Below are 16,768 nucleotides of genomic sequence, written 5' to 3' on the forward strand. Positions count from 1 at the left end.
CATGGCTCCACCACTGGAACATGGCGAAAAGAAATCCGGGACCACCCGCCGATCGCTGCTCGCGGGGGTAGCGGCGCTCGGCGCGCTGGGCGCGGCCGGCTGCTCACGCGTGGCCACCGCCTCGGCCACGGGAGGCGGCGACCTGCTCGGCCGGCTGCGCGCGGCAGGTGTCGTACGGCTGGGAATCGCGGGTGAGATCCCCTTCGGATACATCGACAGGAACGGCGAACTGACCGGGGAGGCACCCGAACTCGCGAGGGTCGTTTTCAAGCGGCTCGGGGTGGACCGGGTGCAGCCCGTGCCGACCGAGTTCGGCTCGCTCATCCCGGGGCTCAAGTCGCAGCAGTTCGACGTCGTGGCCGCCGGGATGTACGTGACCCCCGAGCGCTGCGAGCAGGTCATCTTCGCCGACCCCGACTATCAGATCCAGGACTCCTTCGTCGTGCGGAAGGGGAATCCGCTGGGTCTGCACAACTACGAGGACGTCGTCAGGAAGAAGGCGAGGTTCAGCACCGCGACGGGTAACGCGCAGATCCAGTACGTCATCGACGCGGGGTACAGGAGGAGCGACATCCTGCTCGTCCCTGACCAGGTGGCGGGACTGAACGCCGTGGAGGCCGGCCGCGTCGACGTGTTCGCCGGGACCGCCGTCACCACCCGTGCCGTGGTGACGAAGTCCCGCAAGGCGGAGGCGACCAAGCCGTTCTCCGCGATCGTGGACGGCAAGCCGCACCTCGACGGCGGCGCCTTCGCGTTCCGGCCGACCGAGACAAACCTGCGGGACGCCTTCAACGTCGAGCTGCACAAGCTGAAGAAGAGCGGGGAGGTGCTGAGGATCCTCAAGCCCTTCGGCTTCACAGAGGCCGAGATGACCGACCTCACGGCGAAGGAGTTGTGCGGCGGATGACAACCGGACTCTGGGAACTGGTCCTCAAGGGCATCTGGACCACCGTCCAGCTGCTGGTCTTCAGCTCACTGCTCGCCGCCGCCGTGTCCTTCGTGGTCGGCGTCGCGCGCACCCACCGGCTGTGGATCGTCCGCTTCCTCGCGGGCTTCTACACCGAGGTGTTCCGCGGGACGTCCGCGCTGGTGATGATCTTCTGGGTGTTCTTCGTGCTGCCCCCGGCCTTCGGCTGGCAGCTGGTGCCGATGTGGGCAGGCACGCTCGCACTCGGGCTGACCTACGGGGCGTACGGCTCGGAGATCGTGCGCGGGGCGCTCAAGGCGGTCGATCCGGCGCAGCAGGAGGGCGGGATCGCGCTGAGCTTCACACCCTGGCAGCGGATGCGGCTGATCCTGCTGCCGCAGGCGGTGCCGGAGATGATCCCTCCGTTCTCCAACCTGCTGATCGAACTGCTCAAGGGCACCGCGCTGGTGTCCGTGATGGGCATGGGCGACCTGGCGTTCAGCGGCAACCTGGTACGGCTCGCCCTCCAGGAGAGCGCCGGGATCTACACGTATCTGCTGCTCATCTACTTCGTGATCGCGTTCCTGCTGACCCGGTTGATGCGCGGTCTGGAGAAGAAGCTCAAGGCGGGGGTCGGCAAGGAACCCACGCGTGAGGTCAAGGTGCCCCAGCCTGTCGGAGGTGGTGTCGGATGACATGGGACTGGAGTGCCGTAAGCGACTTCATGCCGCAGTTCTGGGACGGGCTGCTGGTCACCCTGCAGGCCCTCGCGCTGGGCTCGCTGATCTCTTTCGCGCTCGGGCTGGTGTGGGCGCTGCTGATGCGCGCGCCGTCGCGGTTCGTGCGCTGGCCGGTCGGGGTGGTCACGGAGTTCGTGCGCAACACCCCGCTGCTGGTCCAGCTGTTCTTCCTCTTCTATGTGCTGCCCGAGTGGGGTGTGACCCTCTCGGCGCTGGCCACCGGTGTCATCGGGATCGGGCTGCACTACTCGACGTACACCATGCAGGTCTACCGCGCCGGTATCGAGGCGGTGCCCGCCGGCCAGTGGGAGGCGGCGACGGCGCTGAACCTGCCGCGGATGCGGACCTGGCAGGTGGTGATCCTGCCGCAGGCGATCCGCCGGGTCGTGCCGGCCCTCGGCAACTACGTGATCTCGATGCTCAAGGACACGCCGCTGCTGATGGTGATCACGGTCCTGGAGATGCTCGGCGAGGCGCGGCTGTACTCGCAGCAGCACTTCCAGTTCACCGAGCCCCTGACCGTGATCGGCGTGGCCTTCATCGTCATCTCCTATCTGGCCTCCCTTCTTCTGCGATCCCTGGAGCGACGTCTTGTCCGCTGACACCCCTCTCATGAAGGAACCCGACGCCAACACCAACCCGCCGGTGGACGGCAGCGAGCTCATCCGCTTCGAGAACGTGACCAAGCGCTTCGGGTCGAACACGGTCCTGGACCGGCTGGACTTCTCCGTGGACTCCGGCAAGCACGTGACGCTGATCGGTCCCTCCGGGTCCGGCAAGACCACGATCCTGCGGATGCTGATGACGCTGACCGAGCCCGACGAGGGCACGGTCTCCGTCGACGGGCAGCAGTTGTTCCCGGCACCGGAGAAGCAGCTCCGCGAGGTGCGGAAGAAGATCGGGATGGTCTTCCAGCAGTTCAACCTGTTCCCGAACATGTCGGTGCTCAGGAACATCACCGAGGCGCCCGTCACCGTGCTCGGCCTGCCCAAGGACGAGGCGGAGGCACGCGCGCGTGAGCTGCTCGACCTGGTGGGCCTCGCCGACAAGGCCGGGGCCCAGCCGACCCAGCTGTCCGGCGGGCAGCAGCAGCGGGTGGCGATCGCGCGGGCGCTGGCCATGCGGCCGCAGGTACTGCTGCTCGACGAGGTGACCTCGGCGCTCGACCCGGAGCTGGTCGCGGGCGTACTCGACGTGCTGCGGGACATCGCCCGCACCACCGACATCACGATGCTCTGTGTGACCCACGAGATGAACTTCGCGCGGGACATCTCCGACCAGGTCCTGATGTTCGACGCCGGGCGCATCATCGAGTCGGGCGCCCCGGAGAAGATCTTCAGCGACCCCGAGCAGGACCGGACCCGGGAATTTCTCAGCGCGGTTCTCTGACCACAAGAAGTGAACGAAGTTCAATCTTCGAGGTCCCCGGCTCGGGTGGTGCCGCTGGCATATGCCAGCGTGTCAGCGCCCCTGTTGAGAGGCCCGGGCCGGGGCCTGAATCTCGTCAACACCCGCTCACTACCAGCCCTTTGACGGCTATCGTGGAAGGGATCGCTTTTCGGATTACTGCCCAGTAGTAGTGCACCGAGCGAGCCGCAGGGGGAAACACCGTGGCGCTGAAGCACGAGCCGACCGCGCCGTACCACTCGGCCCAGGACGCACTGCGCGTCCTGGAGACGGTGGCGCGGCACTCCGCCGGAGTCACCGACGTCGAACTCGCCCGCACCACCGGTCTGGACCCCGAGCGGCTGACCGCGCTCCTGAGGATGCTGCGCCGAGAGGGATACGTCGCCCAGGTCGCCGACGGCGCGTATGTCACGGGCGAGGCCCTGACCAGGCTCAGCTCCACCCAGGAACGCGACCAGGCCCTGCGCGACCAGCTCCAGCGCACCCTCGACGAACTGCGCGACTCGATCGGCGCGGCGATCTACATCAGCCGGTACGTCGACGGCGAGGTCACCATCGCCCAGTACGCCGACGGCCCCGCGACCCCCGCGGTCAACGAGTGGGTGGACTTCCGTTCCTCCGCGCACGCCACGGCCCTCGGCAAGAGCCTGCTAAGCCAGCTCGACCACAACGGCCGCCGCGACCACCTCTCCCGACACCGCATGACCCGCCTCACCTCCCGGACCATCACCAACGACAGGCTGCTGCTCTCCCGCCTGGAGGCCCAGCCGCCGACGGTCCCCCACCTCGACCTGCAGGAGTACGCGGTGGGCACGGTGTGCGCGGCGGTCCCGATCACGGCAGGTTCGTCGGTGGGCTGTCTGGCCCTGTCCCTCCCGATCGACCAGGCGCATCGGCTCCGCCAGGCGACGGACCGGTTGAACAGAGGCGCGACACCGGTCCTCCTGTCGCTGGCGATCTAGGAGCGGAACAGGAGGCCGTCCGTCGCCCGCGGCCCCGCGTGGACCGGCCGCGCCCACGCGACAAAACCACCCATCGACACAGCCCCGCGGTGGTCGGAAGCACCCCCTGCAACCGGGTAGTATTTTCTCTGTCGCCAACCGCCACAGCGCGGACGGCGAGAGTCATGCGCCGCTAGCTCAGTTGGTTAGAGCAGCTGACTCTTAATCAGCGGGTCCGGGGTTCGAGTCCCTGGCGGCGCACCGGTGAAGGGCCTCTCGTGGGAGCGAGGGGCCCTTCCGCGTTCCCCACAGCACCGCGGGGGCGGCTGGGGGTCTGGGGGTCGCCCCCCAGAAGACACAGCATCAGCGGGTCCGGGGTTCGAGTCCCTGGCGGCGCACCGGTGAAGGGCCTTCGGCGTCTCCCAGCCTCCGGTACGTCCGTTCGCCCGGCGGTAGCCACCACACCGGGTCGGCGCATCGCACCCCTTCCTTCCGCAGCCGTGCCCGGTGGATCTTGTTGGTCGCGGTGACCGGCATGTGCTCCACCACCCGCACCAACCGGGGCGCCATCTTCGTCCCGAGATCGGGCTGGGCGGCCAGGAAGTCCGCGAAGGCCACCGGCTCGAAGGTCCCGGCGATCGTCGCCATCACCTGATCCCCGGTCACCGGATCGGGCACCGCGTACACGGCGACGGCCACCGCCCCCTCGTACCGCGCGAGGATGTTCTCGATCATCGCGGCGGCCAGGTTCTCGCTGTCGACGCGGAGCCGGTCGTCGGTGCGCCCGGCGAAGTAGAGGTAGTCGTCGGCGTCGCGGTAGAAGAGGTCGCCGGTCCAGTACCAGCCGTCCCGGAGCCGCTCGGCCTCCGCCGCCGCGTTCCGCCAGTACCCCTCGAAGGGGTTCGGCCCCTTGTTCACCAGCTCCCCGATCGCCTCGTCCCCGTTCAGCAGCCGCCCGGCCGTGTCGAGGACGGCGGGCGGGCACTCCGCTCGCGTCTCCTGATGCAGTACGGCGAGCCCTGGCCCCGCCCGTCCGACCGCGCCCTCCGGGGTGCCGGGCGCCCACTGGATCGCCGCCCCGCCCTCGGAGGACCCGTACCCCTCGACCAGCCGCACCCCGAACCGCCGCTCGAACGCGGCCGCGTCCACCGCACCGGCCTCGGTGCCGAAGCCGAGCCGCAGCGGGTTGTCCCGGTCGTCCTCGCGCAGCTCGGTGGCCAGGACGTACTGGATCGCCCGGCCGACATAGGTGAAGTACGTCGCCCCGTACTCCCGTACGTCCGCCAGGAACCCCGACGCCGAGAACCGCCGCCTGAGCGCGACGCCCGCCCCGCTCGCCAGCGCGGGCGCCCAGTCGGCGATCACCGCGTTGCCGTGGAACATCGGCATGCAGACGTAGTGCACGCCGTCCGGACCGAGCCGGAACTGGTCGGCCAGCGAGCGCCCGGCGGCGGCCAGCCGGCCCTGGGAGCAGAGCGCGGCCTTGGGGGCGCCGGTCGAGCCGGAGGTGAAGTAGAGGAGGAGTCGGTCGTCGGGGGCGGCGCGGGAGGCGTCCGGTTCGGCGCCGGCGTAGGGCGCGAGCAGGGTGTCGTATTCGTCGGTGCCGGTCACCAGCAGGCGGACGCCGGGCAGGTCCAGGCCGCGCAGCAAAGGGAGTTGGGACGGTTCGGTGATCAGCAGGCGGCATTCGGTGTGCAGGATGTCGCGGGCGAGTTCGGGTCCCCGGCGGGTGGGGTTGATACCGGCGACGGCGGCGCGGGAGAGCGCGGCCGCACTCAACCACAGGGGGTATTCAGGGGTGTTGTCGAGGAGGACGCCGATATGGGCGCCCGGTGGCAGCAGGTCGGTGAGCAGGGCCGCCCGGGCGGCGGCGCCCGCGGCCATCTCATGGTGGGTGTGCGCCCGCCCCTCGAACCACAGCCCGGGACGGTGGTCGTCCCACCGGCCGGCGACGAGCTCTGCGACCGTGCGCCTCCTGGAGTCCATGGAGGCGCACGGTAGTTGACGGACCGTCAGATGTGGAGAGACGAGTTCATCTCGGTGAAGGTGACCATGAAGCCGACGCAGAAGGCCACGATCACGCCGAGGAAGGCCAGGACACCGAAGGTGGCCGCCGCGTGCTTGGCGCGGCGGGGTTCCTGGGCCGTGGCGACCACGTCCGCGCCCTCCGCGTAGTACACGGTGACGAAGTCGCCCTCCAGCCTGGTCGCCGGGCCGTCCTCCTCCTCGAAGCGGACGGCGCGGCCGTCGCGGGCCGTGAACTCGTACACGTGGTGGACGGTGGTGCGCACCGACGTGTCGTTGGCGCCGCCGTGGACCGTGGTGAACATCTTGAGGCAGCGCGCCTCGGCCGTCAGTCCGCTGTTCCACGCCTTGCGCATCTGGAGCCATTGCCGCACCACGCGGTAGGCGCCGAAGAGGGCTCCGGCCATGATCAGGACGGGAATGATGTAGAAGAAGGCATCCATGGCGCATCCCCCGAGGTCAGGTACTGCTTGTGTGGGGGAACCTACCCCGGGGGAAGTCTGGACTGCCTCAAGCAATGCTCAGAAAGCAATGCTCAGAAAGCCACGTCCGAGCAGGCGTAGAACGCGTTCGTCGTGTCGGCGACCGTCCACACCGCGACGATGACGTGCCGTCCGCTGAGCCCGGACGGCAGGGTGCCGCTGTGCGAGAGGGTCGCCGGTGGACGCTGACCGTTGTAGGGGACGGTCAGGAACGGGGTGAGGTTGAGGTCGGAGCGGGCCAGGTTGTGGTTCTGGTTCCAACCCGCCCTGGTGACGTAGTACTTGAAGTCGGTCGTGGCGTGCATGGCGGTGAACTGCCAGCGGAACGTGTAGCTCTGACCTCCCGTCACCTTTGTCGTCGGCCAGGCGGTGCCCGACGGCGTCCTCGGCGCGCTGAGCTGACTGAAGCGGCTCGCGCCGCCGTTGCATATCTGACCGTCGGCCGGGCCTGCGGCCGGGAAGCCCTTGGGGCCCTCGACGCTCTGCGGCTCCCACTGGATGTCGCCGCAGTTCGTCACGGTGCCGTTCTGGCAGAGCTTCTGCCTGCTGATGGGGAGGTCGGTGTAGCCGTGGCCGCTCGCACCGCCGGACGAGAGCACCAGCGCGCCCGTCGTCGTGAGCCCGAGCGCGGCGGCGTACCACTTGGTCTTTTTGCGCATGCTGCCGCTCCTGGAGAACGTGGGGGATGTTCCGTGAGGCGTACAGGTCTAGACCAAGTCCCAGATTATTGCCGTTACTTGAGCATGTCCAGACCAATCACTGGCCTGTCTCTCCCCGCCCCGAACAGAACGCCACCGTCAGGTCCTTGACCAGCGCCTTGCGTTCGTAGTCGTCCATCTCCACCAGGCCCCGCATGGTCAGCCGGGTCACCGTGTCCTCCACCGAGTCCACGACCGACGTCAGCATGGTGGCCCGGTGCTGGGCGTCCAGCGCGGCGATGCGACGCCGGTGCATCGCGGCGGCGACCTCGGGGGCGTACTCGATGCGCAGCGGCTGGACCGAGAACACCTCGACGCCGACGGGCGCGGTCTCCGCGGCCACCAGCCGGGTCAGCGCCTCTCCGGCCGCGTCGGCCGAGCCGCGGCCGGATCCCGGCGCCTCCACCGGAACCCTGGCCAGCGCGGCCTCCACACACTCGCGCAGATACGTCTCGTGGTCGTCGACGCCCAGCGTGGCCCGCGCGGTGTCCCGCACCCGCCACACCACCAGGACGACGACCCGCAGCGCGACCCCGCTCGCGTCGGCGGCGGACATCGGCTCGCCGCGCCAGTGCCGCAGCCGTACGTCGACCCGGCGGCGCAGCAGCAGCGGATTGACCCACATCAGGCCGGTGCGCCGGACGGTCCCGCGGTAGCGGCCGAACAGTCCGAGCACCCAGGCCCGCCCGGTCCGGCCCCGGGCCAGTCCGCCGAAGCCGAACAGGCCGAGGGCGCCGGCCCCGGCGTACGCCGCCCACTGCGCCGGACCGAGGCCCGCTCCCGCGTACCACGGCAGCCGCAGCGCCTGCAGGGCGAGCGGCGGCAGCACGCCCGCCCACCACGAGGTGACCGCGCATCCGGCCAGTCCGCAGGCGCCGGCGAGGACACCCACCGAGCCCGGCAGCACCCGTGCGGGGCGCTCGGTCAGTTCGGGGTCGACGTCGGGGGCGGGGCGCGGGGTGACCTGAGCGGGCCTGCGCAGCCGGGGCTGCTCCCCCGTGCCCTGCCGGCGCGCCACCACCGCGGGCCTCAACGGCACCGACACCGGGTCGGGGTCGTCGCGGAACAGCAGATGGATCGGGATCTCGGTGGTCGCCTCGTTCTGGATGAGCCGCGCGGGGCGTGCGTGCCCCTCGGGCTCAGGTGTGGGTGAAGTGGTCGTGCTCATGCGTGTCTCCAGCCTCCGCGCCAGATGTCACAACAGGTGGTTACGAGAAGAGCCGCCGCCAGGTCTCCGGTCCCGGGTAGCCGTCCGCCGCGCCGCCGCGCCAGCCCTGGGCGCGCTGGAACGCCTCGACGGCTCGCCGGTCCGGCTCGCCCCAGCGCGGCCCCGGGTCGCTCGTGTAGTACTTGCCGAATCCCTTCTTGACCAGCTGCCCGCCGAGCCGGGTGACGTACTCGTTTCTCGCGCCGGGCCGGAACATCGCGCGGCCCGGATAGCCGGGGACGCCGTGCGAGGAGGGAGCCTGCGGTCCCGCAGCACCCGCGCCGACGTCCTTGCCGCCGCCGGTGATCAGCAGCGTCCAGGTCTGCGCCCCGGGCAGCCCGTCCGCGTCGTCGCCCCGCCAGCCCTGCGCCTGCTGGAACGCCTGGGTGGCCCTGCGGTCCGCGTCCGTCCAGCGGGGGCCGGGACCGGAGGTGTAGGAGCGCCCGGCGCCGCGCTTCACGAGCATGCGGCCGAGCTGGGTGACGTACTTGTTGTTGGCCCCGGGACCGAAGTAGGCGGCCCCCGGATAGGGCGTCGCCTCCGGCGCCTCGGGCTTGGCGGTGTCGGGTTGGGTGGTGCCCGGTGCGGTGGTGCCCGGTTCGCCGCCCGCCGTACTGCCCGCCAGGCCCTTGTACCGGTAGGCGACGTACCGGGCCGAGTTGCTCCAGTAGGCGTACGGGGTGGCCTGCTTGCGGGCGCTTGGGCGGGTCTCCTCGTAGGCGAGGTAGTAGGTGTGCGTGTAGTCCGTCCAGCCGCCGAAGAGGACGACGTGGGAGCCGCTCTGCGGGTTGTCCGGGTTGTGGAAGAGCAGCATGTCGCCGGGCTGGAGGTCGTCCTTGGCGATCCGCACCCCGTACTGGTCGAGGCTGCCCGTCCACTCGTTGCCCGGCAGGTTCCAGGCCATGGACACGAAGCCCGAGCAGTCCTGCCGGTAGCCGTCGCCCCAGTACGCGGACATGCTGTACGGCACCTTCGCGGCGACCCAGAGTTTGGCTCGCCTGATGATGTCGGCACGGGTGGTGACCGGCGCCTTGATGATCGCCGGCCGTCCGCCGGGACCGTGCAGCGGGGTCTTGCGGCCCTGCGGGGTGTCGGGTTCGTCACCTGCGGGAACGCCCGGACGGGAGGGGATGTGGGGGGCGGCGAAGGCCGGGGCCGCATGCATCGCACCGAGGGCGGTGGAGGCCGCGGCGGCGAGGATCAGGGCCCGGGCGGCGGCCGGGTGGCCGCCGGTCGACCGCGGGAGAACGCGCCGCCAGTGGACGCATCCGGGGCAGTCGCAGTCGTCCGCGGGGTCGATGTCCTCGAATACCGGAGTCTCCATGCGACGCCCCTCACACTCCAGGTCGAAATGTCCGCAACTGTGCACATTCACCAGTTTCTCAACTGTCGCCCCGACGCGCATGCTGACGGTCCGAATGATGTACGGCGACCCGGAGCACCCCTCGGCGTCCGGTACAGTTGCGCAGGTCAGCAAGCGCCGCTAGCTCAGTTGGTTAGAGCAGCTGACTCTTAATCAGCGGGTCCGGGGTTCGAGTCCCTGGCGGCGCACAGACACCGAAGGCCCCCCGTGGAAACGGGGGGCCTTCGACGTTGAGGCGAGTCGCTTCGGCCGACCGAGCAAACAACAGCCCCGCACAGGCGGCTGGGGGTCCGGGGGTCATCCCCCGGAAAGACACAGCATCAGCGGGTCCGGGGTTCGAGTCCCTGGCGGCGCACAGACATCGACAGGCCTCCCGCGAAAGCGGGGGGCCTGCCATGTTTCCGGGAGCCGCTTCGACACGGCGGGGCGACCGCCGGCTCGGCACAGACGGCCGGGGATCCGGGGGGACTCCCGAACGTCACGGCACCAGCCGGACCGCGGTTCGAGGCCCTGGCGGCGCACGGACAGGTGAGGTCCCTCGCTCGACCGGGGGGCCTTCTTGTATGACAGGCGCCACATTGAACGCGTATGACCGGTAAACACCGCGTTTCGCATCTTGCGATCATGATGAGCACCGTAGAACCCTGGATTTCAAGATGCTGCGTATACGCGGCAGTTGGGGGGCAAGGAGCCGGTTGCCGGTCTTGCGGGGAAAAGGGGGCCCCGTTGACGAGGACGCCGAGGGGGGCGTCTGCAACCGGAAGGGCGCGGTTACCTGTCTACAGCTGTGAAGATTGTGGTGACTGCGGCCCACCACTGATACGCCTGTGAAGGTCGAGGGGGACCAGAGCAGTCGTAAGGAACCGACGACACGCGGTTGATCCGCGTGTGGGGGGATGACTCATGACGTCGACGCCGACGGGCGCCCGGCAGAACTTCGACCCGTCCGAAACCGCGCAGCTCAGACTGCCATCGCATCGGACCGGCGCACTGGGCCGGATAAAGAAGACGCTTCCGAAATACGACTACGAGCACTACAGCAGACTGGCAGGTCCCCTCACACAGCCCGACCCGGGCAAGCCCTACAAGGTCCAGTACCGCTCGCTGCTCTCGCAGGAGCCGCACCGCATCCGGGTCGCCCTGATGCTCGCCGCCGCACCGCTGCTCTCGCTGGTCCTGCTGGCCTGGCTGCTGCAGCCCGAGCACTGGACCGAGCGCGACTACCCGGCCTTCTCCTGGCTGCCGGCGCTGGACATCGTGATGCTCGTCTCGATCGGCCTGATCGAGTTCTTCCGCTGCATGAACGTGCTGTCCAACGCGCACGCCACCCTGGTCGCCCGCGACCCGGTGCCCGTCGTGCCCGAGACCGGCACCAGAGTCGCCTTCCTCACCTCCTTCGTGCCCGGCAAGGAGCCGCTGGAGATGGTGACGAGAACACTGGAAGCCGCGGTGAAGATCCGTCACCGCGGCCTCCTGCACGTCTGGCTCCTGGACGAGGGCGACGACCCGGCGGTCAAGGAGGTGTGCGCCCGGCTCGGCGTGCACCACTTCTCCCGCAAGGGTGTCGAGAAGTGGAACCGGCCCAAGGGCCCGCACCGCGCCAGGACCAAGCACGGCAACTACAACGCCTGGCTGGACGCGCACGGCGACCACTACGACTACTTCGCCTCCGTGGACACCGACCACGTGCCGCTGCCCAACTACCTGGAGCGGATGCTCGGCTTCTTCCGCGACCCGGACATCGGCTTCGTGATCGGCCCGCAGGTATACGGCAACTACGACAACTTCGTCACCAAGGCCGCCGAGTCCCAGCAGTTCCTCTTCCACGCGCTGATCCAGCGCGCCGGGAACAAGTACGGCTCCCCGATGTTCGTGGGCACGTCCAACGCCGTACGGATCAAGGCGCTCCAGCAGATCGGCGGGCTGTACGACTCGATCACCGAGGACATGGCGACCGGTTTCGAGATGCACCGCCACAAGAACCCGGCCACCGGCCACAAGTGGCGCTCGGTCTACACCCCGGACGTGCTCGCGGTCGGTGAGGGGCCCAGCGCCTGGACCGACTTCTTCACTCAGCAGATGCGCTGGTCGCGCGGGACGTACGAGACGATCCTCAAGCAGTACTGGAAGGGCTGGTACTCGCTGCCGCCGAGCCGGCTCTTCAACTACACGATGATGATCATCTTCTACCCGATGTCCGCTCTCAACTGGATCCTCGCGGCCCTGAGTTGCGCACTGTTCCTGGGTCTGGGCGCCTCGGGTGTGAACATCGACCCGACCGTGTGGCTGATGCTCTACGGCAACGCCTCCGCGCTCCAGATCGGCCTGTACATCTGGAACCGCCGGCACAACGTCTCGCCGCACGAGCCCGAGGGTTCCGGTGGTGTCGCCGGCATGGTGATGTCGGCGCTGTCCGCCCCGCTGTACGCGAAGGCGCTGGTCGACGCGCTGCTGCGGCGCAAGAGCAAGTTCGTCGTCACGCCGAAGGGCGACTCGGCCAGCCCCGACCGCTGGTTCGCGACCTTCCGGTACCACTGGTACTTCATCGCGATCTTCGGTGGCTCGATCGGCGCCGGCCTCGTCCTCGGGCACTCGCACCCCGCCATGATCACCTGGGCGATCTTCGCCATGCTGATCACCGCGACGCCGATCCTCACCTGGCGGCACATGCTGCGGCAGGCGAAGAAGAAGGCGGCGGCCGGGCCTCCGGCGGCCGTGGTCCCGGCTCAGGTGCCGGCTCAGCCGCAGTACCAGCCGCAGCCGCTGCCGACGCAGCACGCCCCGGCCCACAAGCCGACCTGGGCCGACTCGAACACGCGCGACGAGGGCAACGACCAGACGATGCAGATCGCCCTCGGTGGACTTGGGGGACGTAAGGAATGAACGACCGTGCAGGCCGCCGCCGCGTCCGTCGGCTCGCGATCGGTACGGCGGTGGTACTCGCGCTGGCCGGAATGAACGGGCCGTGGCTGTACCGCTTCGGGACCGGAAAATACCACCAGTACCAGATCAACAAACCGGAGTACAAAGCCGACAACGGCAAGTGGGAGATCGTCGACTTCCCCGAGAAGTACCGGCAGAACACCATCCACGCGGCGCTGCTGCGCACCGGGAAGGTGCTGCTGGTGGCGGGTTCGGGCAACAACCAGGACAACTTCGACGCGAAGAGGTTCGACACCCGGATCTGGGACCCGGTCAAGGGCACCATCAAGAAGGTGCCGACGCCCAAGGACCTGTTCTGCACGGGGCACACCCAGCTGGCGAACGGCAATCTGCTGATCGCCGGCGGCACCAAGCGGTACGAGAAGCTCAAGGGTGACGTCACCAAGGCCGGCGGCCTGATGATCGTCCACAACGAGAACCCGGACCGGCCGATCACCCTGCCTGCGGGCACCAAGTTCACCGGCAAGGAGGGCGGCAAGACCTTCGTGTCGAAGGACCCGGTGGTCGTGGAGCGGGCCACGAAGGTCTTCGACAAGCAGACCGGGAGATTCCTGCGCAACGATCCGGGCCTCGGGCGTATCTATGTCGAGGCGCAGCGGAGCGGCGCCAAGTACGAGACCGGTACGCAGGACAACTACCGGATCCAGGGGCTGACCGGGACCGAGGCCCGCAACACCTACGGCATCGCGCAGAAGCTCGCCCTCGACAAGAAGGACTTCCAGGGGATCCGGGACGCCTTCGAGTTCGACCCGGTCGCCGAGAAGTACATCAAGGTCGACCCGATGAAGGAGGCCCGCTGGTATCCGACGCTCACCACCCTGAGCGACGGGAAGATCCTCAGTGTCTCCGGGCTCGACGACATCGGTCAGCTGGTGCCGGGCAAGAACGAGGTCTTCGACCCGAAGACCAGGAGGTGGACGTATCTGCCGACCACCCGCCAGTTCCCGACCTACCCGGCACTGTTCCTCATGCAGAACGGCAAGGTCTTCTACTCGGGGTCGAACGCGGGGTACGGGCCGGACAACGTGGGCCGTGTGCCGGGCATCTGGGACGTGGAGAGCAACAAGTTCACGAAGATCCCCGGGCTCAGCGACGCCAACAGGATGGAGACCTCCGCAACCGTGCTGCTGCCACCGGCGCAGGACGAGAAGTTCATGGTGATCGGGGGCGGCGGGGTCGGTGAGTCGGCGCTGTCCAGCAACCGGACGCGGATCGTGGACATGAAGGCGGCCGGTCCGAGATTCGTGGACGGACCGACGCTGGAGAAGGGCACGCGGTATGCGCAGGCATCGATCCTTCCCGACGACAGCGTGCTGGTGTCCGGGGGGGCGGAGGACTACCGGGGTCGCGGTGACTCCAACATCCTCCAGGCCCGGCTCTACCACCCGGACACGAACTCCTTCGAGTCGGTGGCCGATCCCCTGGTGGGGCGCAACTACCACTCCGGGTCGCTGCTGCTGCCGGACGGGCGGGTGATGTTCTTCGGGTCGGACTCGTTGTACGGCGACAAGGCGAACACCAAGCCGGGTGTCTTCGAGCAGCGCATCGAGATCTACACGCCGCCCTATCTGTACCGGGATTCCCGGCCGTCGCTGTCCGGGGGTCCGCAGACGATCGCCCGGGGCGGGTCGGGGACGTTCACGTCTCCGCAGGCCTCGGTGATCAAGAAGGTGCGGTTGATCCGGCCCAGTGCGTCGACACATGTGACCGACGTCGATCAGCGGTCCGTCGAGCTGAAGTTCACGGTGTCCGGGGACAAGGTGAAGGTGACGGTGCCGGAGAACAAGAATCTGGTGCAGTCGGGGTGGTACATGCTGTTCGTCGACGATGACCAAGGAACGCCGTCGAAGGCCCAGTGGGTGCGGGTGCCGTAGCGCTCCCGCGGGATGCCTTTCGGGTGCGGGAGCGCTGTGGCCGGTCGCGCAGTTCCCCGCACCCCTAGGGTGTTGAGGCTTTCGCCAGCTTCATCGCGTAGTCGGGCCACCACTGGCCCGCCTTCGGGCCGCCTTTGCACTCGCCGTCCGATTCGCCGGGCCTCTTGACCCACAGGTAGGCGTCCACCAGGGAGTCCGCCGTCTTCGCCGTCGGAGTCTCGCCGAGCGCCCGGCCCGGTGGGTTGCACCAGCGTTCGTTCTCGTCGCCGTCCTTGTACGGGCCGTTGCCGTTGCGGCTGGTGTCGATGACGAAGTGCTTGTTGCCGACCTTGGAGGAGAGCTGCTTGCCGTAGGTGATGGAGTCCTTGGTGGAGTAGAAGTTGGAGACGTTCACCGAGAAGCCGTCGGCCTTGGCGATGCCGGCCCACTTGAGGGGCTCGAAGATCTCGGCGGGGTGGCCCCAGCCCGCGTTGCCCGCGTCCAGGTAGACCTTCGTGTTCGTCAGGGACTTGAGCTTCTCGATGGCGCCGGTGAGCAGGTCGTAGCGCTCCTCGTGGAACTCGTCCTTGGTGCAGCCGTCGACCAGGTGCAGAACAGCGTCCGGTTCGAGGATCACCGTCGCCGAGCGGTCGCCGATGCCCGCCGCCACACCGTCGATCCAGGTCCGGTAGGCATTGCCGTCGGCGGCGCCGCCCTGGGAGTACTGGCCGCAGTCGCGGTGCGGGATGTTGTAGAGGACCAGGAGAGCCGTACGGCCCGCCTTGTCGGCGGCCTCGGTGAAACCGCGCGCCTCCTGCTCCGGGTTCTCCGGGCCGATCCACTCACCGGTGGGCTGCTGGGCGATCTTGCGGATCTGCTCGGCCTTGTCGCCCTGGCCGCTCTTCACATATGCGGCGACCTGCTTGGCCGCGTTGCCCGCGGGGTTGACCCAGAACGGGTCGGCCTCCTTGGGCTGTTGGGTGATCGCGGCACTCGTCTTGTCGCCGTCGCCCGTCCCGTCGCCCGGCGACGAACATGCGGCGAGCAGCAGTGCCGCCCCCAGCACCGCCGCGGAAGCCCCTGCACGGGTCCCCCTCCTGGCCCCCCTGCTGACGTACATCCATTTCCCCCCTGGGTGCACCATGCCAAGTCCCAATCGTGACACACCGGTCGAGTCGCCCACGAGATCGCCGGAGCCTTGTCCAGGAGCTGTTACAGCACCGAAGGTCGGGGGTAGGTGCGCGTCTGCAGGGGGGCGCTCGTCCATGAAGGGGAGTGCTTCTCAGATGCAGGACACCACCAGGGAGATACGGCTGGCCTCAGCACTGGTCGCGGCGGCGGACACTCTCGACGAAGGCTTCGAGGCACCACGGTACTTACAACGGGTGTCCGACCACTGTGTGGAGTTACTGGACGCCTGGGCGGCCGGGGTGATGCTGATCGACGGGGGCCGGTCGGTGTCACTGGCCGCCAGCAGCCGGCACGAGGACGTGGCGCTGGAGCTGCTGGCGGCGCAGCGCGGCGGCGGTCCCTGTGTGGACAGTTACGGCTCGGGAAGGCCCGTGCCGCCCGTCTCCATCCGGGTCGCCCACGCGAGCGCCCGCTGGCCCGACTTCACCGAACGGGCGCTGCGGCACGACATCGTGACGACCTACGCGGTCCCGCTGCGCCGCCACGACACCCTGTTCGGCGCCCTCAACGTGTTCGTGCCGACGCTGCCCGACGACACACCGGCCGAGGTCGCGCCCGAGGTCCACCTCGCCCAGGCGCTCGCCGACGCCGCCGCCCTCGGCCTGCAGAACCGCCGCACCTGCGACCAGTACCGCACCCTGTCCGGGCAGTTGCAGGAGGCCCTGTCCAGCAGGGTCCGCATCGAGCAGGCCAAGGGCGTGCTCGCCGAGCGCTGGGCAATCCGCCCCGACCAGGCGTTCGTGGCGCTCAGGCAGTACGCGCGACGGCACCGGCTCCCGCTGGACCGGGTGGCGAGCGCGGTCATCGAGGGCGTCGCGGACGACGCCGAACTGCGCCGCGAGCTCGACGTAAGCGCCGACGGACCCGCGTAGAACCCGGGACGACCAGGACATATGACGGAGAGCCACAGCCTGGGACTTGGCGTCAACAGCCTCTAGGCCCAGGCGTTCATCCGTTCTACAGTCGTCCCATACGGCCCCAGCCCCTGGCCGCAGTCATGACCACCGAGCC

The 16,768-nt window shown here is 68.9% G+C and carries 14 protein-coding genes and 2 tRNA genes; 10 read left to right on the forward strand and 6 right to left on the reverse strand.

Annotated features, from left to right (window positions below; translation table 11 throughout):
• Position 1: 1 nt before the first annotated feature.
• The 6 genes from ehuB to OHT57_RS19485 all read left to right on the forward strand — a co-directional run bounded on the left by ehuB (position 2) and on the right by OHT57_RS19485 (position 4,256).
• Entirely contained in the window at positions 2-907 is a 906-nt protein-coding gene (gene ehuB, locus OHT57_RS19460) for an ectoine/hydroxyectoine ABC transporter substrate-binding protein EhuB (RefSeq protein WP_328747723.1), read from the forward strand.
• Positions 904-1,602 (forward strand): ectoine/hydroxyectoine ABC transporter permease subunit EhuC, encoded by a 699-nt coding sequence (gene ehuC / locus OHT57_RS19465; RefSeq protein WP_328747724.1) that lies wholly within the window; start codon positions 904-906, stop codon positions 1,600-1,602. The genes ehuB and ehuC overlap by 4 nt, the downstream gene beginning before the upstream one ends.
• Positions 1,599-2,249 (forward strand): ectoine/hydroxyectoine ABC transporter permease subunit EhuD, encoded by a 651-nt coding sequence (gene ehuD / locus OHT57_RS19470; protein ID WP_328747725.1) that lies wholly within the window; start codon positions 1,599-1,601, stop codon positions 2,247-2,249. Before ehuC ends, ehuD begins: the two co-directional genes overlap by 4 nt.
• Positions 2,250-2,259: 10 nt before the next feature.
• Positions 2,260-3,036: an ectoine/hydroxyectoine ABC transporter ATP-binding protein EhuA gene (gene ehuA, locus OHT57_RS19475; protein ID WP_328747726.1), complete on the forward strand. Its 777-nt coding sequence runs from the start codon at positions 2,260-2,262 to the stop codon at positions 3,034-3,036.
• 221 nt (positions 3,037-3,257) lie between these two features.
• A complete protein-coding gene (locus tag OHT57_RS19480) occupies positions 3,258-4,016 on the forward strand; it encodes an IclR family transcriptional regulator (RefSeq protein ID WP_328747727.1) in 759 nt (252 codons plus the stop codon).
• A 166-nt stretch (positions 4,017-4,182) separates the two neighbouring features.
• A tRNA-Lys gene (locus tag OHT57_RS19485) sits at positions 4,183-4,256 on the forward strand.
• Positions 4,257-4,358: 102 nt separating this feature from the next.
• Here OHT57_RS19485 and OHT57_RS19490 read toward each other — a convergent pair.
• From OHT57_RS19490 to OHT57_RS19510, 5 genes are all read right to left on the reverse strand, one after another.
• Entirely contained in the window at positions 4,359-5,981 is a 1,623-nt protein-coding gene (locus tag OHT57_RS19490) for an AMP-binding protein (protein WP_328747728.1), read from the reverse strand.
• A gap of 26 nt (positions 5,982-6,007) precedes the next feature.
• Positions 6,008-6,463 (reverse strand): DUF3592 domain-containing protein, encoded by a 456-nt coding sequence (locus tag OHT57_RS19495; RefSeq protein ID WP_328747729.1) that lies wholly within the window; start codon positions 6,461-6,463, stop codon positions 6,008-6,010.
• A gap of 92 nt (positions 6,464-6,555) precedes the next feature.
• Complete coding sequence (locus tag OHT57_RS19500) at positions 6,556-7,161, reverse strand: lytic polysaccharide monooxygenase auxiliary activity family 9 protein (RefSeq protein ID WP_328747730.1); 606 nt, start codon at positions 7,159-7,161, stop codon at positions 6,556-6,558.
• Between the two features lie 97 nt (positions 7,162-7,258).
• Positions 7,259-8,368: an SPFH domain-containing protein gene (locus OHT57_RS19505; protein ID WP_328747731.1), complete on the reverse strand. Its 1,110-nt coding sequence runs from the start codon at positions 8,366-8,368 to the stop codon at positions 7,259-7,261.
• Positions 8,369-8,408: 40 nt separating this feature from the next.
• Entirely contained in the window at positions 8,409-9,731 is a 1,323-nt protein-coding gene (locus tag OHT57_RS19510) for a peptidoglycan-binding protein (RefSeq protein ID WP_328747732.1), read from the reverse strand.
• Between the two features lie 153 nt (positions 9,732-9,884).
• On the opposite strand from OHT57_RS19510, the gene OHT57_RS19515 reads away from it, so the two are divergent.
• From OHT57_RS19515 to OHT57_RS19525, 3 genes are all read left to right on the forward strand, one after another.
• A tRNA-Lys gene (locus tag OHT57_RS19515) sits at positions 9,885-9,958 on the forward strand.
• A gap of 715 nt (positions 9,959-10,673) precedes the next feature.
• Positions 10,674-12,653: a glycosyltransferase family 2 protein gene (locus tag OHT57_RS19520; RefSeq protein WP_328747733.1), complete on the forward strand. Its 1,980-nt coding sequence runs from the start codon at positions 10,674-10,676 to the stop codon at positions 12,651-12,653.
• On the forward strand, positions 12,650-14,587 hold the full coding sequence (locus tag OHT57_RS19525) for a kelch motif-containing protein (protein WP_328747734.1): 1,938 nt from the start codon (positions 12,650-12,652) through the stop codon (positions 14,585-14,587). Before OHT57_RS19520 ends, OHT57_RS19525 begins: the two co-directional genes overlap by 4 nt.
• A 64-nt stretch (positions 14,588-14,651) precedes the next feature.
• Here OHT57_RS19525 and OHT57_RS19530 read toward each other — a convergent pair whose 3' ends face one another.
• On the reverse strand, positions 14,652-15,686 hold the full coding sequence (locus OHT57_RS19530) for a glycoside hydrolase family 6 protein (protein WP_328747735.1): 1,035 nt from the start codon (positions 15,684-15,686) through the stop codon (positions 14,652-14,654).
• A 166-nt stretch (positions 15,687-15,852) separates the two neighbouring features.
• On the opposite strand from OHT57_RS19530, the gene OHT57_RS19535 reads away from it, so the two are divergent.
• The gene (locus OHT57_RS19535) at positions 15,853-16,629 is read left to right on the forward strand and encodes a GAF and ANTAR domain-containing protein (RefSeq protein ID WP_328747736.1); all 777 of its coding nucleotides are present in this window, start codon (positions 15,853-15,855) and stop codon (positions 16,627-16,629) included.
• The last annotated feature ends 139 nt before the right edge of the window (positions 16,630-16,768 follow it).

This window comes from Streptomyces sp. NBC_00285 (assembly GCF_036174265.1).
In the GTDB taxonomy this organism is placed as follows: Bacteria; Actinomycetota; Actinomycetes; order Streptomycetales; family Streptomycetaceae; genus Streptomyces.